Consider the following 21849-nt stretch of genomic DNA (forward strand, 5'->3'; position numbering starts at 1 on the left):
TTTAATGCTATAAACAAAAGCCGCTCCAGAATGTTGGAGCGGCTTTTATTATTTGATGAGTCGGGTAAAATGATAAAAAATCTCTCCTGTTTCTCATTTTGAAATCACTTGCTGATTCTCCTTATGGAAACGCAATTATTCTCTATCTTTAAGCACTGATTTGCATTCTGCTTACATGAAAGAAAACACTCAAATCGATAAAAAAGCAGCGACCGTAACGATAGCAGCACACATCGCCCTGCTGTTGTTGTGTATGCTGATTGGCTATACGCTTCCTGCCAGCAATCAGACCACGGAAGAGCTGGGCATGGAAGTAAACCTCGGTAACAGTGACGATGGAAGTGGTGATAACCAGGCTTTTTCAACCGAACACCCTGCTTACCAGCCGGAAGAAAGCGTTCGTTCGAGACAACAGGAAACAGCCGACCCTCCCGCAAATCTCGCTACGGATGAAAACGATGCGGACGCTCCGACCATTAAGCCGGCAGTTGACAACAAGCGCAAACAAGCCGCACAGAATGAGCACAAACTGCAAACAGCTGCGGCGCAACCCAAACCTAAAATGCTGTTCCCCGCTGCCAGCGGGAACGGCGGTAATGCTTCTTCCATGAACCAGTCCGGCGGAAGCGAAGGAAATGGCCAGGGCAATGGCGACAAAGGCGTACCCGGCGGCACTCCCGGCTCTGACAATTATACAGGATCTCCCGGAAACGGCACCAGCGGCATCGGATGGAGCTTCACCGACCGACAGATGGTGGCACGCCCCGACCCCGCGGCTGAGTTCCGCGAAGGCGGCAAAGTAGTGATCCGCGTAACGGTAAACCGCGACGGCCAGATCGTTGCAAAATCAATCAAGTCCGCGTCGTCCAATGAACTGCGCAAACTTGCTTTGCAAAAGCTGAACGATGTACGATTCAATAAAAGCACTACGGCGCCGCCGGAACAGTTCGGAGACATTACCTTTGTATTTAAAACCAGAGCACACAAATAAGCATGTCCGTTTTGGATCAGCAATACAAAGAAACACTCGACTACCTGTATGCGCAGTTGCCGATGTTTTCCAAATATGGCAAGTCGGCCATCAAAAACAGTCTTGATAATATCATTGCATTATGCAATGCACTCGATAATCCGCAACAGAAATTTAAGTCGGTACACATAGCCGGCACCAACGGCAAAGGCAGCACAAGTCATATGCTTGCGGCCGTACTGCAACAGGCAGGCTACAAGACCGGTCTGTACACATCTCCGCATATCACCGATTTCCGTGAACGCCTCAAAATCGATGGCCGGATGGTAAGCAAAGAATGGGTGACCAGCTTTACACAGCAGCACAAAGAACTCTTTGAACAGATACAGCCTTCCTTCTTCGAGGTAACGGTAGCCATGGCATTCGCATGGTTTGCCGAACAGGGCTGTGATATAGCGGTGATTGAAACCGGACTCGGCGGGCGACTGGACAGTACCAATATCATTCAGCCCGTATTGTCCGTTATCACCAATATCAGCTACGACCATATGGACCTGCTGGGTGACACACTTGCCAAAATAGCGGAAGAAAAAGCGGGCATCATCAAAAAAGGTGTTCCTTTTGTAATCGGCCAGCGTGATAAGGAAACAGAACAGGTATTCTTTGAACACTCCATCCATAAACAGTGCTCCGCATTTTACGCAGATGCGCAATGGGCATTGGTGCGCACCGGCAAAGACGCATCGTACCAATACCTGAAAGCGGTAAAGCCTGCAACGAAAGAGATGTTCGACCTGAAAGCCGATCTCCTGGGGGATTACCAGCTGCATAATTTCAAAACGGTACTGACTTCCGTGGAAGTATTACATACACTCGGCTGGAATCTGAAGCTGGAAGATGCATTGTCAGCTTTATCTCAGGTGAAGCAGCGTACCGGATTCGGCGGCCGCTGGGAGATCATCCAGGCGAAACCGCTGATCATTGCGGATGTGGGCCATAACCAGGCAGGCGTACAGGAGGTAATGAAACAGTGGAACCAGCTAAGCGCAAAGCATAAGCATATTGTGGTGGGGTTTGTGAAAGACAAAGACATTAATGCCGCTCTCGATCAGTTTCCGAAAGACAATAGTTACTACTACTGCAATGCACAATTGCCGAGAGCGCTGCCGGCAGAAGAGCTGCACAGAGCGGCTGCCGGAAAAGGTTTGCAGGGACAGCATTACAACAGTGTCGCAGCAGCTTTCGCTGCGGCTCTGGAGGCAACCGGTCCGGAAGATGCTTTGCTCATCACCGGCAGCTTCTTCATTGTGGGAGAAGCAAAAGAGTACTGGGAGGAGCTCCACTCATGAGCACACGCGTATTCCTGCTGACCCCGCCTTTTACCCAACTCAACACGCCCTACCCCGCTACGGCCTACCTGAAAGGATTTCTGAATACCAAAGGTATCGTTGCAGATCAGGCCGATCTCGGGATAGATGTAATTAACCTGCTCTTTTCCCGCAGCGGGCTCGAACGTATGTTCTCGGCGGCAGAAGCTGCAGAACAGGCATTCAGTGAGCGCGCAGAACGGGTGTACAGTATGAAGCAGCACTACCTGCGTACGATAGATGCCGTTCGTAATTTCCTGCAGGGAAAAAACCCGGCGCTGGCCAACCTGATCTGTACGGGTAATTTTCTTCCAGAAGGTTCCCGCTTTACGCAATTGAGCGATCTTGAGTGGGCTTTCGGCGCTATGGGATTTCAGGATAAAGCAAAGCACCTGGCTACCTTATACCTGGAGGATCTCTCCGATTTTATTGTCGATTCGGTGGACCCGTTTTTCGGATTTACACGGTATGCCGAGCGGTTGAGTATCAGTGCCGCAAGTTTCGATGAACTGCATGCGCGCCTGCAGGCTGCACCCGGATTTATCGATCTGCTTACGATCGAAGTGCTGGAACGTTATATAAAGCAATTCAGGCCGGACCTCGTGGCCATATCGGCGCCGTTTCCGGGCAATGTGTACAGCGGCTTCCGCTGTGCGAAATGGCTGCGCGAACATTATCCGCAGATCAAAACCGCACTGGGCGGCGGCTATCCGAACACCGAACTGCGTACGCTTCAGGAACCACGTGTATTCGACTATTTTCATTTTATCACTCTGGACGACGGAGAAGCGCCCCTGTGGTTGCTCTGTCAGCATATAGAAGGAAAACTGCCCGAAGCATTACTGAAGCGAACCTTCCTGAGACGTGCAGGCGGCGTGGTGTATGAGAACGGTGCGCTTATCGGCGATATCGCTCAAAAAAACACCGGCACACCGGATTACACGGGGCTGAAGCTGGATCAATATCTCTCGGTGATCGAAATTCCCAATCCGATGCATCGTCTCTGGAGCGATGGCCGCTGGAACAAACTCACGCTTGCGCACGGTTGCTATTGGGGCAAATGCACGTTTTGCGATATTTCGCTCGACTATATCGGGCATTACGAAGCGAGTCCGGCCACACTGATAGCCGACAGGATGGAAACGCTGATCATGCAGACCGGAAGCAATGGATTCCATTTTGTAGATGAAGCGGCACCTCCTGCACTCATGCGGGATCTGGCACTGGAGATCCTGAGACGCAATCTCACGGTAGTATGGTGGACGAATATCCGTTTCGAAAAAAGTTTTCATGCCGACCTGTGCCGACTCCTTGCTGCCAGCGGCTGTATTGCCGTATCAGGCGGACTCGAAGTGGCTTCAGACAGGCTGCTGAAACTTATAGACAAAGGAGTAACGGTAACACAGGTGGCCAAAGTAGCGGACAATTTCACCGAAGCCGGCATTATGGTACATGCCTACCTGATGTACGGATTTCCGACGCAAACTGCCCAGGAAACAATCGATTCCCTCGAAATAGTCCGCCAGCTTTTTGAAAAGAATATCGTACAATCTGGCTTCTGGCACCGATTCGCAATGACGGCGCACAGCCCTACGGGTATGGAGCCTGAACGTTTCGGCGTAAAAAGGATCACACAGACAGCTGGCACTTTTGCCAATAATGAAGTAGCTTATGAAGACCCTTCCGGAACGAAACATGAATTGTTTTCGGAAGGCTTACGCAAGTCGCTGTTTAATTACATGCACGGCATGTGCTTTGATTTTCCGTTGCAGGAATGGTTTGACTTTAAAATACCGGCCACACAGATACCGCGTACCCACCTGGAAAAGGAACTGGCACAATACCGCGAACGCAGCTGGAAAAGTCAGGACCGCTTTGTATGGACGGGTGCAGATATTGTGCTGTCGTCAGAACCGGAAGAAGGCTACCTCTCGCTGATCCTGCATAATCTCAGCACTTCAGTAGAGCTGTACCTACCCGAGGCAAAGGCAGAGTGGATAGCTGATCTGATGGATAAAGCAGCACCTTCAAATGATTTTTTACCCTTAATGGGCGCATCTGCTGCGGAGTTTACGGCACAATTCGGGGAATCTCTGGAACAATTCCTCGAATCGGAACAAGGCATCGTTATCCGGCAGACAGGGTTACTGATCGTTTAAATATCGAGCAGTCCCTCAGGAAGATTCATCCTGATGTAACGGTTGCGTAAATTCACTTCAACGAGCAAAGGCTTTACCATAGGCAGCAATACTTCGCGGCCTTGATAATGTATGGTGCCTACCCACTGGTGTCCTGTCTGCGCAATATCCGCAAGTGGTCCGAGTCCGCCTTTTTCCGCATCCACCACATTAAACCCGATCCATAAGAGAGGATTATCAATCGTGGCTGCACCCAGTATTTCCTGGTGCACAAACACTTCCTTGCCGATCAGTCGCTTAGCGGCTTCCACCGTTGTGACATCATCAAAGCGTACATGATATTCCTCGTCATTCACACGCTTCACCATGGTGGGGTAATAAGGTATGCGGCTTCCTTTCTGCATCGCGACAAATATGGCTTCATCCACATGCAGCCAGTCGTTCTTGCCGCCGATATGCGTGAGAATTACATTTCCCTGGAGACCATGGGTGGCCACTATTTTTCCAATGCGGATCATGCACCAAAATTACCGATTCATTAGAAAACGAATCGCCTAAATTTGCCGCATGGAAGAACGTACAACAACACCGCTGATCTTAATTACGAATGACGATGGAATTACCGCACCGGGCATAGAAAACCTGGTGGAGGCGATGAGAGGACTCGGAACACTGGTAGTGGTGGCTCCGGACAGCCCGCAATCGGGTATGGGGCATGCAATCACAATCGGCCGTCCGCTGCGCTTGAATAAACTGCATCAGTTCCCCGGCGTGGAATCGTATCAATGCAGCGGAACACCTGTTGATTGTGTAAAACTTGCCACAAATAAAATACTTGACCGCAAGCCGGATATCTGTGTGAGCGGTATCAATCACGGCACCAACGCTTCCATCAACGTGATCTATTCCGGCACAATGAGTGCGGCGATGGAAGCGGCGATCGAAGGTATCCCGTCCGTGGGTTGCTCACTGGCGGATTTCAGCTTTGAAGCCGACTTCAGCGTGGCGCGAGAGGTGATCCGTAAAGTGGTGATGCAAATGCTGGCAGAACCCCTGCCTCCGCATACACTGCTGAATGTGAATATCCCGAAAGTGAGCAAAGAGGAATTCAACGGTATACGCTTCTGCCGGCAGGCAAATGCCAAATGGGGAGAAAGCTTTGAACACCGCGTGGATCCATACGGCAAGGACTACTATTGGATGGTAGGTAACTTTATCTGTGAAGACCTCTCGGAGGATACGGATATCTACGCACTGCGCAATAATTACGCGTCGATTGTTCCCGTACAGTTCGATCTTACCGACTACCGCAGTATAGAAATGCTGAAAAAAAAATGGCCCTCGCTCCGTTGAAACGAAGCAAAGGCCTATACATCACTAAAACACACCCTTAGTTAGTGAGCGCTGGACAGATCCACCGGCTCGGCACTCTTCCTGTTCCTGATAAATATCAGAACAACCGGAACGCACACCATGAACATGATCGCAAGCGCCATAAATACGTCCATGTAGGAAAGTACACTGGACTGTTTCATCACGGACATATCCATGATCTTATAACTGCTGAGTAAGGCTTTATCGGCAGGAACGCCTTTGGCCATTAACCCTTGCTGTAATTGCTGTACCCTGTTTACCGCATTTCCGCTGTTCATATTCAGGTGAGCTACCAGATCTGAACGATGCAGGGCATTACGTCGGGACATATATGTATTGATAATAGCCACCCCGAAAGATCCGCCAAGCTGACGCATCAATCCGGTAAATGACGCTCCCTGACCGATTTCCTGCCCTTTGAGCGTGGACAGGGATACGGCGGTGATCGGGATAAACAGAAGTGAAAGTCCCACCCCACGCAGCATCAGCATACCAAAGAACGAATCCCTTCCGGTATCCGGTGTCAGGATAAAGTAACCTGCCAGACAGAACATGGTGAACAACGTCATCCCTATTGCAAGCAGGTACTGCGGAGGGGCGCCCTTTTTAAGAATGGCACCGACTATCGGCATCATAAACGCGGTAGCCAGAGCCGCAGGCACCATCAGCAATCCGGACTGTAAAGCCGTCCATCCGAGCAATTGCTGTGTGTACAGCGGAATGATATAAGTAGAACCATAAAGCCCGAATCCCAACACGAAGGAAAGTATGGTACCGACACGGAGGTTGCGGTTGCGCAATACCTTAAAGGCCACAATGGGATTCCGGTAAGTCAGTTCCCGCCAGATAAAGAAGAATATTCCGAACACGGCGACAACAGACAATACGAGGATAGCCGTATTCGAGAACCAGTCATCTTCCTGTCCGCGTTCCAGTACATACTGGAGTGAACCGACGGATATGGCAAGCAAGCCGATACCAATCCAATCCACATCCGCAGCTTTTGTTTTCTCGGCATATTTAGGACTGCGTACAAACAGGATCGTAAGGATCGCTGCAATGATACCGATAGGAATGTTGATATAAAAAATAAACGGCCAGGAAAAATTGTCCACGATATAACCACCCAGCGGCGGGCCCAGGGTAGGACCTACGATCACACCCAGACCATACAGCGCAGTGGCTTTCGCACGGTCTTCAGGCGGATAGCTTTCGGTAATGATCGTCTGCGAAGTGACAAGCAATGCACCACCGCCCATACCCTGCAGCAAACGGAACAGGATCAGTTCACCGATTGAATTCGCATTTCCGCAGAGAAAAGAGAAAACCGTGAAAATGATGATCGATGCTGCGAAGTAGTTACGGCGCCCAAATTGCTGGGCCAGCCAGGACGTCATCGGCATGACGATTACGTTTCCGATGGCATAAGCCGTGATCACCCAGCTTACCTCAGATATGGTAGCTCCCAGGTTACCGCTCATGGTCTGCAAAGCCACGTTTACGATCGTCGTATCGACGATCTCAAGCAGCGCACAGAAGATGGCAGTGATCGTGATGATCGCCCTGCGGCTTCCGTACTCTACCAGCGATTCTGATGTTGCAAATGACATACTAATTAGTTTAAAACGGTATAAGAGACAAAACTCACGCGAAGTATTAGTCCAGGTGCACCTCCACCAGGGCATTCATGCCGGGGCGCAAAGATTTCAGCAAACCGTCAGATGCTTTGGAGAAAGTGATTTTAACCGGTATGCGCTGTACTACTTTTACAAAGTTCCCGCTTGCATTATCCGGAGGCAGCAGTGCAAAACGTGCGCCGGTGGCAGGAGACAAAGATTGAACCTGAGCTTCGAATTCATGACCCGGGAATGCGTCCACTTTTACCGTAGCCTTATCACCTTCTTTCATTTTTTCGAGCTGCGTTTCTTTAAAGTTTGCAACCACCCAAATGCTGTTCTCCTGTACGACAGCAAACAATTGTTGTCCTGGCTGCACCGTCTGACCCGGCTGAATACTTACGGTGGAAACACGGCCGTCTGCGGGCGCGAGAATTACAGCATAAGAAAGGTTCAGTTGCGCGTTGGCAAGGTCTGCTTCACGTTGTTTGATTGTTGCGCTGGCAACACTTGTCTGCTGACCTGTAGCCACGCTTTGTGAGCGAACGGCATTGGCCTGGCTCGCAGCTGCATTTTTCTGTTCTTTCAGCACATTCAGTTGCTTTTCGGCACGCTGTTTTGCAGCCAGAGCCTCATCGTATTGCTGTTGTGTGATAGAGTGATCTTTGATCAGGTTCGCATAACGGTCGAAATCCTGATTGGCACGCCACACATTTACTTTAGCAGCCTCGATATTCGCGTCAGCAGATAATACGTTTGCAGCAGAAGATTGTGCGGAAGCATTTGCAGCCAGAGCGTTTGCTTCTGTAACGGACAGCGAACTCTTTGCATTCTCCAGCGCGGCTTCAGCCTGCAGTACTTTATTGCGTAATTCGCGATCATCCAGCAGCACGAGGGTATCTCCTTTTTTCACAATCTGATTATCTTTTACGCGCACTTCAGTAACAAAACCCTGGATACGCGGGATTACCGGGCTGATATCGGAACTGAGCTGTGCATCATCCGTATCCACATTATGCATTGCGTGTACGTATTTGCTGATTCCGTAGCCGCCACCCAATACTACCAGCGCCACCAGAATGAATATGAATTTCTTATTGGTCTTTTTGGTTTCCTGAACTTCGTTTTGAGCTTCCATTGTATATTTAATTAATGTTATTAGTAAATTTTAGTTGAAGATTATTGAGGGATAACACCTGCTGCCTGCATCAGTTGGTTGTATGCGACCACAGCATCAGCCTTTGCATACGTTGCATTCAGTCGTGCCTGTAACTGCTGCACATCGGCATCCAGCAGATCGGTAGCGGTAGCGAGACTGTTATCGTATTTGTTTTTCAGGATCCTGTAATTTTCATTCGCCTGTTCCACCGCGATAGCAAGTACATCCAGCTTTTTAAGTGCTACCAGGTAATTTTCATAGGAACGGTACAATTGTACCTTGATCTGATCATCGAGTAAACCTTTGGTCGCATCCAGCTGCATGATCTGCGCTTTAGCAGACTTAACTTCTGCTCCTGTTTTCCAGAGAGATCCGATATTGTAGCGGAGTCCGAGTCCGGCATTCCATGCATCCGTAATTTGTATAAACTTCGGCACGTTGATCGCTGCATATCCCCCGGTTACGGACAAAGAAGGATAATACTCGCTTTTTACCGATCTGAGGTGGGCTTCGGCAGCTTTCACACGCAGATCCATGGATTTATAATCGCTCCGGTTGTTGCGCGCCTGATCTTCCCAATAGGTGAGCGAATGCGCGTCCATATCGGTTGCGAAAGAGTTGGAGTCCAGCTGCAGCACCGTTTCTTCAGGCAGACCCAGCAGCAGGTTCATATTCAGGTTGGTTACATGCAGATCGCTTTCTGCATCAAGCAGGGAAAGCTGCACATTCGACTCCTGCAATTGCGCTTTCAGCAGGTCGTTGCGCGCTATCAGTCCGTTTTCTTCAAGGTGCTTGAAATCACCGGTACGTTGCTGCGCCTGCTTCAGGTTCTCTTTCACGAGATCCACAGCACGGCTTGCCTTATATAAATTGCTGTAGGCAAGGGTAATATTCTGTACTACCTGCTGGCGGTCGGTTTCCGCATCCAGCTTCGTAGCTTCGAGCAGGTATTTTGCAGACTTCACGGATGCGGAGTTGCCAAAGCCGTCGAATAATGTGTACGAGACGTTACCCAAAGCATACATCGCCTGGTCTACCTTAGGAAAAGAACTTCCGCTCTCGGAACCGGATCCTGATCCGGAACCTGATGACGCACTATTGCTCTGGTACAGCATGTTGATCGTAGGCTGCGTAACACGCAGGTAAGAACCTGAAATGCTCGCAGAAGGCAGACGCTTGTCTTTGAACTGACGCAGGCTCGCTTCTGAAGAAGCAATTTTCGCCGCACTTTGTTTGAGTGTTTTACTGTTGGCCACACCCAGCTTCACTGCTTCCGACAAACTCAACTGACGGGAAGTTTGCGCCTGGGCAACAAAACCGGCCATCAGAAAACCGATGATACCGGCAGTTTTTATGATTCTATACTCCATATGTCAGGATTGCTTTAAAGGCGTTTCTTAAAAAGATTTTGGTTCGGCGCTTCAGCAGCAACGCGAAGCGTTCATTTTCCATTTCTACCATCCCGTGATAACGGCGATAGTTATTCTGTGTCTGCATGATCTGATTTGTAGAACCCACGAGTGTGCTTACGAGAAGCGAAACGTCGATATTCTTCCGGAACAGATTCTGCTTTTGCCCTTCGCCGATCAGTTCTCCGAAGAGCTGGTAATTTTTAAGTTTACTCTGAAAAACGATTTCATCCAGTTCAGGTGAAAGGTGGCCGCCCACATGCGCAGCCTGCATCACTTTAAAAAAACAACGATTGTGATAATGTTTTTCCACGTAATGATCAATCATTATATCCAGCTTTTTTAACAGGTCGATATCCTGGCGTGCGATCAGATGCTCCAGCTGCAAAGTCGTTGCACCGATCCTGTATTCAAAAATCGCCTGTAATAATTTCTCTTTTGATCCGAAATAATAAGAAATCATTGCAACATTCACATTTGCCTTCCCTGCTATATCCCGAACAGATGCACCATCAAAACCGGCTTCGGCAAACAATTCCTCGGCGGCATTGATGATAGAAATCTGCTTCTCGTTATATTTTGCTTCCATCACTAATCATTTTGACAACACAAAATTAAACACTTGTTTGAAAATCTAAACAAACGTTTAATTAATATTTTGTTATCAAAGTATGCGTTTCAGCAATAGTGCCTGTAAACGCTTAATTGTCAATAAGTAAACAGATGAAAACCGACACCTTTCAGGACGCCGGAAAAACGAGATTGAAAAAAAACTTTACCGATCAGCTGATTTTATTCCAGTGCGACTGGCCTGCCGCGGCTCTCAATGCTTCGCGCAAAGCAGCGTGCGCAGGTAACAGCAGTTTGGGATCATTGCGAACGATAAGACTGGCCGCATTCCGGCACTGCTCCATGATCTGCACATCTTTGACAATATCGGCGACTTTCAGTTTCAGCACGCCGCTCTGCCTTGTCCCGTACACGTCGCCGGGACCACGCATTTCGAGGTCCTTCTCAGCAATAACAAAGCCGTCTGAAGACGATGCCATAATCTGCATGCGCTCCGCACTTTCTTTCGAAATGCCGCTGCCGGTAAGCAGGATACAAAACGACTGGTCGGCTCCACGCCCCACCCTTCCGCGCAACTGATGCAATTGCGACAGCCCGAAACGCTCAGCGCTTTCAATAAGCATAACGCTCGCATTCGGCACATTTACGCCCACTTCAATCACAGTGGTGGCTACAAGGATATGGGCCTGGCCTTTTACAAACCGGTCCATATTGCGTTTCCGCTCTTCCGGATCCTGCCGTCCGTGCACCATCGCTATTTTATACAGATGTTCCGGAAACCATGACTTCACCTGCTCGTACCCTGCCATAAGGCTTTCGTAGTCTATCTTTTCCGATTCTTCGATAAGGGGGTACACAATGTACACCTGCCGCCCTTTGGCAATCTCCTCTTTTAAGAATCCCATTACCTGCGCACGATACCGGTCCGGGCGGTGAATGGTCTTGATCGGCTTTCGTCCAGGCGGCAGTTCGTCGATCACGGAGACTTCGAGGTCGCCGTATAAAGTCATTGCCAGTGTACGGGGGATAGGAGTAGCGGTCATCACCAGTATATGCGGAGCCCTCGTGTTTTTCGACCACAGGCGCGCACGCTGTCCCACACCGAATTTGTGCTGTTCGTCGACCACCGCGATTCCGAGATTATGAAAGCGCACGCTGTCTTCAATCAGTGCATGCGTTCCGATCACGATCTGGATGCTGCCATCCGCAAGTCCGTTCAGCACTGCCTTCCGGTCTTTACCTTTAACCGTTCCGGTAAGAATCGCGACTTTAATACCGATAGGCTCCAGCAACTCCGAAACGCTCTGGTAATGCTGGCGTGCAAGAATTTCAGTGGGAGCCATCAGGCAGGCCTGGAAGCCGTTGTCCAGCGCGAGCAGCATACTCATCGTCGCAACAACGGTTTTTCCGCTTCCCACATCCCCCTGCACGAGCCTGTTCATCTGCAGTTCGGTGGTGGTATCGGTTCTGATCTCCCGCAGTACACGTTTCTGTGCGCCCGTAAGATCGAACGGAAGACTCTCGTTATAAAACCGGTTGAAATACTCCCCCACTTTCGTAAAAAGGAAACCGGGCTGAACCGTGTGTTGCAGGCGCAGGTTGGCTATCTGCATCTGCATGATAAAAAGTTCTTCCCATTTTAAACGGAATCTCGCCCTTTGCAGCTGCAGTTCATCCGCAGGAAAGTGAATCTGATGGTATGCCGTGGCACGTGGCATCAGCTGGTATTCCTGCAATATAGATGCAGGTAATATTTCCGGAATAGCCTGCGGTGTTATTTTACTGAATAGCGCATGGGTAAGCTTTGCAAACGAACGGTTACTGATACCCATAGCGGTAAGTCGCGCCGTGGAAGAGTAAACCGGCTGCATTCCGGGAGCCGTGCCTGCTGCGGAAGGTGGCTCCACTTCGGGGTGTGTGATCGAATAGCTGCCATTGAAATCAGTCACTTTTCCGAACACAACATACTGTCCATAATCCTCGATATTTTTTGTGACCCAATTGAGATTCTGAAACCAGACCAGACTGATACTGCCCGTTTCGTCATAGAAAGTCGCCGAAAGCCGCCGTTTACGGCCCTGCCCTTCTTCAAACAGGTTTACGATCTTACCGGACAAGAGCACATATTCTGTGTCCGGACGTATTTCGGCTACTTTTGTAATGCGTGTCTTATCGTAGTAGCGGAACGGGAAATGATTCAGAAGATCCTCATAGGTGACTATCTCCAGCTCCTTCTTCAGAAGCTCGGCCCGCTGAGGTCCCACTCCCTTCAGGTAGCCGACAGGCGTGCTTAATATGTCTCCCTGATTATTGATAACAGTACACTTTTCAGAAACGCAAAAATAGCAAAATGAATTGCTTTCTCTGTTCCCTTCAAACAGAAAAGCCCCGCTTGAGCGAGGCTTCCCTTAAAATATTTCAATTTAGTTTTTCGTAAAACGCAGTGTGGTGTACGCACCGGATACGTTATCGCGCACCTGAATAAAGTACATACCCGAACTTAAGAAACGGATATTTATTTTATCGGATGAAAGATGCTGAGACAAAACAGTTTGTCCCATCGTATTATTGATTTCCACGGAGATCTGCTGGGCGGGCACCGGTAATTGCAGGCTGATTTCTCCCGATGCCGGATTCGGGAACACCGTCACTCCTGCGAGCAGTCCCGCTTCTTTGATCGCTGTTCCGGAAACGGTAACCGATTTGGTAATGGTATCTGCGATCAGGCAGTTATCCGCAATGAGTCGCACAGTGTACGTACCGCCGGCAGTGTACACATGTGTGGGGTTGGCGGTAACATCCGTTTTGCTGTCACCAAAATCCCAGGAATAATTAGAAGCGTTAGTGGTGCCTGAACTATTAAACACAACTGACAACCCGGTAGGACTGGCTGTGAAATTTGCAGCAGGATCATAACTGTCTACATAATAGAGCGGCAGATTTTTATATACAACATTAAAAACGGCCTGACGGATCACGCTTGCATCGCCCGGAGGAACGGAGTAGTTGAACGTGATCATCATCGGATTCTGACGGAAGAACACGGTATAAAAAGTAACAGCGGCCGCGTAGCTTCCTGCAGCAGACGGGTGCATGTTATCAACGTCGTATAATTCGATAGCTGGCGCAGTGGAAATGATCTGCTTGAATACATCGCCCACAGCGGCAACAATACCTTTATTATCTACAGCCATCTGGTTGTAGCGTCGCGCAAGCAGGCTGTCCATCCCTTTATAAGTACACACGGGAGGATAGGTAGGGCAATTGCCTGCATCTCCGTTTTTGTACCCCCAGGTACGGTAGAAAACGGTACGGCCACAATTGTTGAATTTATGCACAACGCTGTCAAGCACATGTGCATAAGGGTAAACATCTGCCGTGACATCCGCATCAGGAAACGCCGGGCGCTGACTTTGCTCCTGCAACACCACAAAATTCCAATCGCCTTTCATGATCATGGTAAGTGTGGTGGCATCCGTGCTGTGCTGCTCCAGCGTATAGCCGCCCGGAGCGTAGGAGTCTACCAACAGAGTATCACCCATGTTGTTGGCGATATCCTGTACCAGTAACGGCATCGTATTGTAGTAGGTAAAACTGTTACCGATAAACAAAGCCCGCAGTTTCTTTTTGATCTGCGCATGAGATTGCATCGGGCCCGCTGACAACAATGCCAGCAATATCAATCCGACCGATGTAGCGGATTTTGTTTTAGGGAGTGTAAAGGTAAATTTCATGAATGATTCGTTTAGACTTCTTCCAAAGTTAATAAAAATGTCAGATGCTTCACGCATCACGACGGCTCATTAAAGCCTTTAATGAAGAAATTGTCCAGAAACGAAATACAAACAGCAGCAACACACTGAAAACCAGTGTAACAGCGATCGCAAGCAGCGACTGCGGGATAAACTGCCGTACAACTGCAGCCAGCGCGGCCAGGGTACCCAGGAACAAAAGGTGCGTGGCTATCCAGCGAAGATTGTGCGGAAGGGCAAATGTGCGGTGCGCCGCTATGATCACACAGGCAGCCACCAGCCACTCGGTAATCAATACGGTCCACGCGGCGCCCAAAGCGAGGAAATGCCTTATAAGCAGGTAATGCAGCGACAGGTTCAGCACGACAATAAACGCAGAGATCGCATTCAGCTGACGGGTGCTGCCATTCGCTGTCAGTAAAGTTGAATAGATGTACATGAGACAGTACGGCGGAAATGCCCACATAAGCACCGCGAACAACATTCCATCCCCGGCATGCATACCCTTATGATAGAGCATATTCATGATATCTGCGTTCCAGAATGAGGCGATAACCGATGCGGTGAATGCCACGGGCATCATGATATTTACTGCAAGCCGCAGCAGCGGAGCCACGGCCTCTTTCCGTGCGATCATCCCTGAAAATACCGGCAGTAATACCCCCGCAAACATGAGTCCGAAAATATTACATACGTCCAGCAGCCGGAATGCAGATGCATATAAGCCCGCCTGGTATTTCCCCTGCGCACCGCAAAGCCGTTCAATCATCACCGTATCGGAGCGCATATACACCGACATCAGCAACACCAGTAATGCATAAGGCATGCTCTCGCGCGCAACCGACCGGAACAGACCGGGCCGGAAATAAAAATGAATCTTTGACGGCGCGATACGGATCAGAACAATAAATGCCACCAGCAGCGCAACGAAATAGCTGCCAATCTGGGTCCATACAAACCACTCTATACGAAAACCGCCGGCCACCTGCGGCAATACCAGCAGCGACCCGCATACCAGGATCATCAGCAGGCGATCCACAACAGCCAGCACACCATCTGTCTTGAAGTATTGTAAGGCCGCGATATTACTTCTTACAAATACCAGCATGGAATTCAGCAACTGTATCACCAGCACTCCGGAAAGCAGGTACAACTGCGCCTGCCGGTATCCGAGCATCCACGCAAACGCAAAAACGGTGACGAGGTACACAACGCCGAGTATCATGCGAAGCCACAGCATAGACGAAAACAGATAGCGGATACGGGTATGATGCGCGGCAATTTTCTTACTGCTGTATTGAGTGAGTCCGAAATCGAGCAATATCTGAAATATCAAACCCAGATTGAAGAACGCCTGGTAAGACCCGTATTGTTCATAACCTGTGCGGATCTGCACATTCCTGTCGATGAGGAAGATCCAGACCGCTTTAATGAGCAGATTGACAAACAGTACGAATAACACATTTTTGACCAGTTGCCGGCTCACGATAATTTCAGAAAGGATTAAGACAAGTACTAAGAAAACAGGAAGTAAAAATATACTTTTGCACGCAATATTATTATGAAGATAGCCGTAAACACAAGATTATTGCTCAAAGGAAAACTGGAAGGGATCGGATGGTTCAGTTACCAGACGCTGAAAATTCTTGCGGCCAGACATCCCGAACACGAGTTTATCTTCATCTTCGACAGACCCTACTCCGATGAATTTATTTTCGGCAAGAACGTAACACCGGTAGTGATCGGTCCTCCGGCAAGGCATCCGGTTCTGTTCTATTTATGGTTGGACTGGAGCGTGAGTTATGTGCTCCGCAAGTACAAAGCGGATGTATTTCTGAGTCCCGACGGATTTGCCTCGATGACCACAAAAGTGCCTACCTGCCTCGTGATCCACGATCTTGCCTTTGAGCATTTCCCCGATCATCAGAAGAAAAGCCATAGTATTTACTTCAGACATTTCACGCCAAAGTTTGCACGCAAGGCAAAACGGATTGTTACCGTTTCCGAATTTTCCAAGCAGGATATCGCATCCCGGTATCACATCAACCCGGATAAAATTGCGGTAAGCAACAATGCCGCTCATGATGCCTACCATCCGGTTTCCTGGCAGGAACGCGAGCAGATCAAACAACAATATGCGCAGGGCTGTGAGTATTTCCTGTTCACCGGCGCACTGCATCCGCGTAAGAATGTTGTGAATCTCCTGAAAGCTTTCATCCGTTTCAAAAAGCGGAACGGAAGCAACATGAAACTTGTGATTGTGGGCAGACTCGCATGGAATTATGCAGAGGTGGCCGATATGAAAGAGCACATGCCCTTCAAAGAAGACGTAGTATGGCCGGGCTATCTGGAAATAGATGAACTCGCACGCGTGACTGCAGGAGCATATGCATTGGTGTATGCTTCCCTGTTCGAAGGATTCGGTATACCGATCGTGGAAGCGTTTCAGTGTGGTGTACCCGCAATCGTTTCCAACACATCAAGTATGCCTGAAGTGGCGGGCGCAGCAGCACTGATCGCAGACCCGAACGATTACCACGATATAGCAGAGAAGATGAGCATGCTGTACCGGGATGAGCAACTGAGAGAACAACTTGTTTCAAAAACAAAAGAAGAGGCGGCGCGATACACCTGGGAAAAAGCAGCGGATGTGCTGTGGGAAAACATATTGTTGTGCAGGAATCAGTAAACCCGCTTATGCCAGCGGAAAAAATCAGCGTTTCCGGAAAAGAAAAAAGCCATCCTAATAGATATTAGGACGGCTCACTTACTAACCCATTAAATTCACAACTTGACACAAAGATAAGGGTTCCGGGCCGAGAAAAAAAGCTTTTTCAGGAAATACACCGAATAAAATTTTTATTAAACCGGACGCTAAAAATGAATAAAAAATCAAATTTTTTATTTTCAAAATACGATTGGGTTTAGCAATGTCATTCTTATGAATTAAATAAATCAGAAACCACTATTCCCTAAAAATCAACTATCCACTGCTGGTGCTTTCGTTTTACTGGCAGGCTGAAGTCTTCTTCGGGATGTCGAATTGCTAAAAAAAACTTATCTTGTCTCAAATTTCCTGCATGAACCTTTGCAAAGCCTCCCTTCTCGCCTGCCTGACATTTGGTTTTTCCGCTAAAGCCCAACCATTATCCTATTATACAGATGTTCAAAACCAGGTAATGGTATGGGACAACGGCGTCATCAGGAAAATAGATTACCTCCCGCCGATGGAGGTGAAGGTAGGACGTATTGCCATTCCTTATATCGACAATTCACAGAATTTTAAAATATATTACAGAGGTGGTGCTCAGAAAATTACTGCCGGAATTACGAACAGATACCAGTCCAGCGATTGCATCGTTACCTATCTGAATGCCACTTCCCTGAATGTGTTCGACCGGGGCCAGATCAAAAATCTCACACGTCTCTGCCAGGCATTCTATGCAGGAGACAGCATTATTGTATTCGCCGACGGCCGCAACCAGCAATACAGCGCATACTATAACGGGAATGTGGTACCGATGGAAGGTTTTGTAGCGGACAGTTCTATCGCACAGATTGATGTTCAGAGCAATATCGCCGCTTATGTCAACTTCGCCCGGCAGTTCCGTATCTTTTACCAGGGAAATCTGTTTACACAGGAAGTTTACCCCGTAAGCTCATTCAAAGCCGGACGCAATACCGTGGCTTACGTCGATGCCGGAAACCAGTTTAAAGTTTTTAATAACGGAAACACCCAGATACTGGAACCATTCCCCCCTGTTTCGTATTCCGTAGGATGCGATATGGTGGCCTATGTAAGCGTTGACGGGAATTTCAACATATTCCACAAAGGGAAAGTGTACAAAATAGGCTATTTCCGCCCCGATTACACCGTGACCGATTTCGTCTGCCTCTATTCAGACCCCAGCGGGTACAGTAAGGTTTTCCAGGACGGTAACATCACAACACTTGAGCCTTATATGCCCTCCAACTACCGCGTTCAATACCACTCAGTCGCGTATTTCGACAGAACTAATGTATTGAAGTTGTATTCAAACGGCGAAGTGTACGAGGTAACGAGCTCGCTTTCTCCCGGAGACAACACATGGTCCCTCAATTATGATGTGATCATGTACCAGGTAGGTACGAACCTGTTCAAATTTTATTACCAGGGAACTGAATATTAATTGTCTTATCCAATCTTTTTTTTACAATAATGAAAAGCAGATTATTACTCCTCACAGCACTGTGCTGTGCTACTGCGCATGCACAAAAAATGACTCCTGAATTATTATGGAGTCTGAATCGCGTTAGTGCCGGTTATGTAAGTCCCGACGGGAAACGTGTCCTGATCAGTTCGCGCAGGTACGATGTCAGCACGGAAAAAGGAACCACACGCAATTATTTTATCCCTGTTACGGGAGGGAAAAAATCGTCTTACAACGGAGCAGGAGATAAAAATATCTTCCAGCAGGATGCTGCCGTATGGTATGCATCCGACGAACAATCGCTCTATCGCAGTACAGATGAAGGTAATAACTGGGAAAAGATAGGACCATCCGTTCCCGATGCCGACAATATGAAAGTATCTCCCGACGGGAAATATCTGGCATTCAGCAAAAGTGTACTGGTTAAACCGACACTCGGGAAAGACATTTATAAAGATATGAGCAAGACAAGCGCTCAGATCTACACCGACCTGAATTACCGCCACTGGGATACCTGGGGCAATGGCACTTTTTCTCACTTGTTTGTAAAACCGGTCGGTAATGACGGTACAGCAACTGATCTGCTGGAAGGCAAACAGTTCGACTGTCCTCAGAAACCGCATGGCGGAGCGGAAGATTTTGTATGGTCTCCCGACAGCAGGAAACTGCTCTACGTTTGTAAAAAACAGTCGGGGAAAGCTTATGCGATCAGCACCAATACCGATATCTATGCCTATACTGTTTCTGCGAATACCACTGTAAATCTTACAGAAGGTATAATGGGCTATGATATGAACCCGTTGTTCAGTCCCGACGGTCGCTACCTGGCGTTCACCAGCATGAAGACAGATGGCTTTGAAGCGGATAAAAATGATGTCGTTGTAATGGATGTGGCCACCGGCTACAAGCGTAACATGACGGCGCAATGGGACGAAACGGTCGGAAGTCTGCGCTGGTCGGAAAGCGGCAACAGCATTTATTTCACTGCTCCCTGGAAAGGCACGGAACAATTATTTGAGGTACAGGTTCCGGGCAATCTGATGAGCCGTAATCTCCCTGTGATCGACCAGGTAACGAATGGCAATTTCGACATATCGGGAATCGTCGGAGAGACGAAGAACGAAATTATTGTTTCGCGCACCGACTGGAACCACGCGGCGGAAATCTTTGCGGTGGATAAGGAAAACGGGGCCATGCGCCAGATCTCTCATGAGAACGACGCTGTGTACAGCAGCATACGCATGAGCAAAATCACGAAGCGCTTCATTAAAACGACTGACGGAAAAGAAGAGTTCGCCTGGGTGATCTATCCGCCGGATTTCAATCCCGCGAAAAAATACCCGACCTTGCTATATTGCCAGGGCGGACCTCAGGGAGCATTATCCCAATTTTATTCTTTCCGCTGGAATTTCCAGCTGATGGCCGCGCAGGGATATATCGTGATCGCACCTAACCGCCGCGGAATGCCGGGATGGGGTGTGAAATGGAATGCTGATATCAGCAAGGACTGGGGCGGTCAGCCGATGGACGATTACCTGTCTGCAATCGATGATATCAGCCGCGAACCGTATGTGGACAAAAACCGCCTCGGATGCGTAGGCGCGAGCTACGGCGGTTACAGCGTATTTATGCTTGCAGGTATCCACAATAACCGTTTCAAAACCTTTATTTCCCATTGCGGACTCTTCGACCTGAAAAGCTGGTATGGCACTACGGAAGAACTGTGGTTTGCCAACTGGGATATCGGCGGTGACTATTGGAGCGGTAAAGCAGCTAAAAGCTACAATAAATTCAGCCCGAGCAATTACGTGCAGAACTGGAACACTCCGATTATGGTCATCCAGGGAGGAAAAGACTTCCGCGTACCGATCGAGCAGGGACAGCAGGCATTCCAGGCAGCGCAACTGAAGGGACTGAAAAGTAAATTCCTTTATTTCCCGGACGAAAATCATTGGATCATGCGCGCGCAGAATGCAATCGTATGGCAACGTGAATTCTTCGGATGGCTGAAAGAAACCCTTTAAAACGCAGCGAATTACGGCACATGAATAAGAAGTTTTTGTTACTGGGTTCGGGAGAACTCGGAAAAGAATTTGTGATTGCAGCACAGCGAATCGGACAAACCGTGATCGCGGTAGACAGTTATGCGGGCGCGCCGGCAATGCAGGTTGCCCATGGCTTCGAGGTGATCAATATGCTGGATGGTGCGGCTTTAGACGCAATCGTGGCAAAGCACCGTCCGGATTTTATTGTTCCGGAGATCGAAGCAATACGTACCGAGCGCTTTTATGATTATGAGCGGCAGGGCATTACCGTTGTCCCGTCGGCAAAAGCGGCCAACTTTACCATGAACCGTAAAGCGATACGCGACCTCGCGACAAAAGAGCTTGGATTGCGTACGGCCAATTACCGGTATGCCACGTCTGAAGCAACATTGCAGCAGGCGGTATCCGAGGTGGGTATGCCCTGCGTGGTAAAGCCATTGATGTCTTCATCCGGCAAAGGCCAGTCGACCATAAAATCGGAAGCCGATATTGCCAGAGCCTGGCAATATGCAATGGAGGGATCCCGCGGAGATGTGGTGGAAGTGATCGTGGAAGCGTTTGTCAATTTTGAATCTGAAATTACCTTATTGACCGTTACGCAACATCAGGGTCCTACCCTGTTTTGTCCGCCTATCGGGCATCGTCAGGAGCGCGGTGATTACCAGGAAAGCTGGCAACCCGCACTGGTAAATGTTACGGCATTGGAAGAAGCTAAAATGATGGCGGGAAAGGTAACGGAAGCTTTGGGCGGCGCCGGTATATTCGGCGTAGAGTTTTTCCTTGCGAAGGACGGCGTGTATTTTTCTGAATTATCACCGCGTCCGCACGATACAGGTATGGTTACACTGGCCGGCACGCAGAATTTCAATGAATTTGAATTGCACCTGCGTGCAATACTAGGACTGCCGATTTCCGGTATTCATCTGGAGCGGGCAGGTGCCAGCGCAGTGATCCTCGCGCATCATACCGGGGAGCAGCCCACTTTCAGTGGCTTAGCGGCGATTGCATCGCTTCCGAAAACGGATTTCCGTCTGTTCGGCAAACCCAGTACGCGGCCTTACAGAAGAATGGGAGTGGCGCTTTGTTATGATGATGCCGGTACGGATATTGCATCGGTAGTAGAACGGGCTAAAGAGGCTGCAGCGAAAGTAACGTTAGACTAAATTGACACTGGTCACATGTATAAAAACAGACCTTTGAGGGTCTGTTTTTTTTGCGCAATATCGTAGTTTCCGGCGTAAGTTGCCATGCTCAGGATA

16 protein-coding genes are annotated in these 21849 nt (G+C 48.9%); 8 read left to right on the forward strand and 8 right to left on the reverse strand.

Features of this window, described 5'->3' with window-relative positions; genetic code table 11:
• The first annotated feature begins 175 nt into the window (after positions 1-175).
• Genes ABD846_RS08735 through ABD846_RS08745 form a run of 3 tightly spaced genes read left to right on the forward strand, consistent with a single transcriptional unit; the run spans position 176 to position 4496 of the window.
• Positions 176-991, forward strand: coding sequence for an energy transducer TonB family protein (locus ABD846_RS08735; RefSeq protein WP_344825385.1), 816 nt, complete (start codon positions 176-178; stop codon positions 989-991).
• 11 nt (positions 992-1002) lie between these two features.
• A complete protein-coding gene (locus ABD846_RS08740; protein WP_344825388.1) occupies positions 1003-2319 on the forward strand; it encodes a bifunctional folylpolyglutamate synthase/dihydrofolate synthase in 1317 nt (438 codons plus the stop codon).
• On the forward strand, positions 2316-4496 hold the full coding sequence (locus ABD846_RS08745; protein ID WP_344825391.1) for a B12-binding domain-containing radical SAM protein: 2181 nt from the start codon (positions 2316-2318) through the stop codon (positions 4494-4496). Before ABD846_RS08740 ends, ABD846_RS08745 begins: the two co-directional genes overlap by 4 nt.
• On the opposite strand, the gene rimM is transcribed toward ABD846_RS08745, so the two are convergent.
• Positions 4493-4993 (reverse strand): ribosome maturation factor RimM, encoded by a 501-nt coding sequence (rimM, locus tag ABD846_RS08750; RefSeq protein ID WP_344825394.1) that lies wholly within the window; start codon positions 4991-4993, stop codon positions 4493-4495. The two genes, ABD846_RS08745 and rimM, sit on opposite strands and share 4 nt — an antisense overlap.
• Before the next feature lie 49 nt (positions 4994-5042).
• On the opposite strand from rimM, the gene surE reads away from it, so the two are divergent.
• A complete protein-coding gene (surE, locus tag ABD846_RS08755) occupies positions 5043-5828 on the forward strand; it encodes a 5'/3'-nucleotidase SurE (RefSeq protein WP_344825396.1) in 786 nt (261 codons plus the stop codon).
• 41 nt (positions 5829-5869) lie between these two features.
• Here surE and ABD846_RS08760 read toward each other — a convergent pair whose 3' ends face one another.
• The 7 genes from ABD846_RS08760 to ABD846_RS08790 form a co-directional block, all read right to left on the reverse strand.
• Positions 5870-7459 carry a DHA2 family efflux MFS transporter permease subunit gene (locus tag ABD846_RS08760; protein ID WP_344825398.1) on the reverse strand — a complete coding sequence of 530 codons (1590 nt, stop codon included), beginning with the start codon at positions 7457-7459 and terminating at the stop codon, positions 5870-5872.
• A gap of 46 nt (positions 7460-7505) precedes the next feature.
• Positions 7506-8603 carry an HlyD family secretion protein gene (locus tag ABD846_RS08765; protein WP_344825401.1) on the reverse strand — a complete coding sequence of 366 codons (1098 nt, stop codon included), beginning with the start codon at positions 8601-8603 and terminating at the stop codon, positions 7506-7508.
• Positions 8604-8644: 41 nt separating this feature from the next.
• A complete protein-coding gene (locus ABD846_RS08770; protein WP_344825403.1) occupies positions 8645-9994 on the reverse strand; it encodes a TolC family protein in 1350 nt (449 codons plus the stop codon).
• Positions 9984-10622: a TetR/AcrR family transcriptional regulator gene (locus ABD846_RS08775; protein ID WP_344825406.1), complete on the reverse strand. Its 639-nt coding sequence runs from the start codon at positions 10620-10622 to the stop codon at positions 9984-9986. Before ABD846_RS08775 ends, ABD846_RS08770 begins: the two co-directional genes overlap by 11 nt.
• A 193-nt stretch (positions 10623-10815) precedes the next feature.
• Positions 10816-12918, reverse strand: a complete 2103-nt coding sequence (gene recG, locus ABD846_RS08780) for an ATP-dependent DNA helicase RecG (RefSeq protein WP_344827503.1) — start codon at positions 12916-12918, stop codon at positions 10816-10818.
• Between the two features lie 108 nt (positions 12919-13026).
• Complete coding sequence (locus ABD846_RS08785) at positions 13027-14337, reverse strand: PKD domain-containing protein (RefSeq protein ID WP_344825409.1); 1311 nt, start codon at positions 14335-14337, stop codon at positions 13027-13029.
• A 49-nt stretch (positions 14338-14386) separates the two neighbouring features.
• Positions 14387-15817 (reverse strand): oligosaccharide flippase family protein, encoded by a 1431-nt coding sequence (locus tag ABD846_RS08790; protein ID WP_344825412.1) that lies wholly within the window; start codon positions 15815-15817, stop codon positions 14387-14389.
• Between the two features lie 99 nt (positions 15818-15916).
• Here ABD846_RS08790 and ABD846_RS08795 point away from each other — a divergent pair, with 99 nt between their 5' ends.
• From ABD846_RS08795 to purT, 4 genes are all read left to right on the forward strand, one after another.
• Positions 15917-17044: a glycosyltransferase family 4 protein gene (locus ABD846_RS08795; RefSeq protein WP_344825415.1), complete on the forward strand. Its 1128-nt coding sequence runs from the start codon at positions 15917-15919 to the stop codon at positions 17042-17044.
• Between the two features lie 391 nt (positions 17045-17435).
• Positions 17436-18524, forward strand: coding sequence for a hypothetical protein (locus tag ABD846_RS08800; RefSeq protein ID WP_344825418.1), 1089 nt, complete (start codon positions 17436-17438; stop codon positions 18522-18524).
• Positions 18525-18553: 29 nt separating this feature from the next.
• Positions 18554-20569 (forward strand): S9 family peptidase, encoded by a 2016-nt coding sequence (locus ABD846_RS08805; RefSeq protein ID WP_344825421.1) that lies wholly within the window; start codon positions 18554-18556, stop codon positions 20567-20569.
• Between the two features lie 20 nt (positions 20570-20589).
• On the forward strand, positions 20590-21753 hold the full coding sequence (gene purT / locus ABD846_RS08810) for a formate-dependent phosphoribosylglycinamide formyltransferase (protein WP_344825424.1): 1164 nt from the start codon (positions 20590-20592) through the stop codon (positions 21751-21753).
• Positions 21754-21849 lie beyond the last annotated feature (96 nt).

Source organism: Rurimicrobium arvi (assembly GCF_039540495.1).
In the GTDB taxonomy this organism is placed as follows: Bacteria; Bacteroidota; Bacteroidia; order Chitinophagales; family Chitinophagaceae; genus Rurimicrobium; species Rurimicrobium arvi.

Excerpts from the sequence above, each read along its gene's own strand:
- ABD846_RS08735 (WP_344825385.1), top strand. The coding sequence starts at position 176 with ATGAAAGAAAACACTCAAATCGATAAAAAAGCAGCGACCGTAACGATA.
- ABD846_RS08745 (WP_344825391.1), top strand. The coding sequence starts at position 2,316 with ATGAGCACACGCGTATTCCTGCTGACCCCGCCTTTTACCCAACTCAAC.
- rimM (WP_344825394.1), bottom strand. The coding sequence starts at position 4,993 with ATGATCCGCATTGGAAAAATAGTGGCCACCCATGGTCTCCAGGGAAAT.
- surE (WP_344825396.1), top strand. The coding sequence starts at position 5,043 with ATGGAAGAACGTACAACAACACCGCTGATCTTAATTACGAATGACGAT.
- ABD846_RS08760 (WP_344825398.1), bottom strand. The coding sequence starts at position 7,459 with ATGTCATTTGCAACATCAGAATCGCTGGTAGAGTACGGAAGCCGCAGG.
- ABD846_RS08765 (WP_344825401.1), bottom strand. The coding sequence starts at position 8,603 with ATGGAAGCTCAAAACGAAGTTCAGGAAACCAAAAAGACCAATAAGAAA.
- ABD846_RS08770 (WP_344825403.1), bottom strand. The coding sequence starts at position 9,994 with ATGGAGTATAGAATCATAAAAACTGCCGGTATCATCGGTTTTCTGATG.
- ABD846_RS08775 (WP_344825406.1), bottom strand. The coding sequence starts at position 10,622 with ATGGAAGCAAAATATAACGAGAAGCAGATTTCTATCATCAATGCCGCC.
- ABD846_RS08785 (WP_344825409.1), bottom strand. The coding sequence starts at position 14,337 with ATGAAATTTACCTTTACACTCCCTAAAACAAAATCCGCTACATCGGTC.
- ABD846_RS08795 (WP_344825415.1), top strand. The coding sequence starts at position 15,917 with ATGAAGATAGCCGTAAACACAAGATTATTGCTCAAAGGAAAACTGGAA.
- ABD846_RS08800 (WP_344825418.1), top strand. The coding sequence starts at position 17,436 with ATGAACCTTTGCAAAGCCTCCCTTCTCGCCTGCCTGACATTTGGTTTT.
- ABD846_RS08805 (WP_344825421.1), top strand. The coding sequence starts at position 18,554 with ATGAAAAGCAGATTATTACTCCTCACAGCACTGTGCTGTGCTACTGCG.
- purT (WP_344825424.1), top strand. The coding sequence starts at position 20,590 with ATGAATAAGAAGTTTTTGTTACTGGGTTCGGGAGAACTCGGAAAAGAA.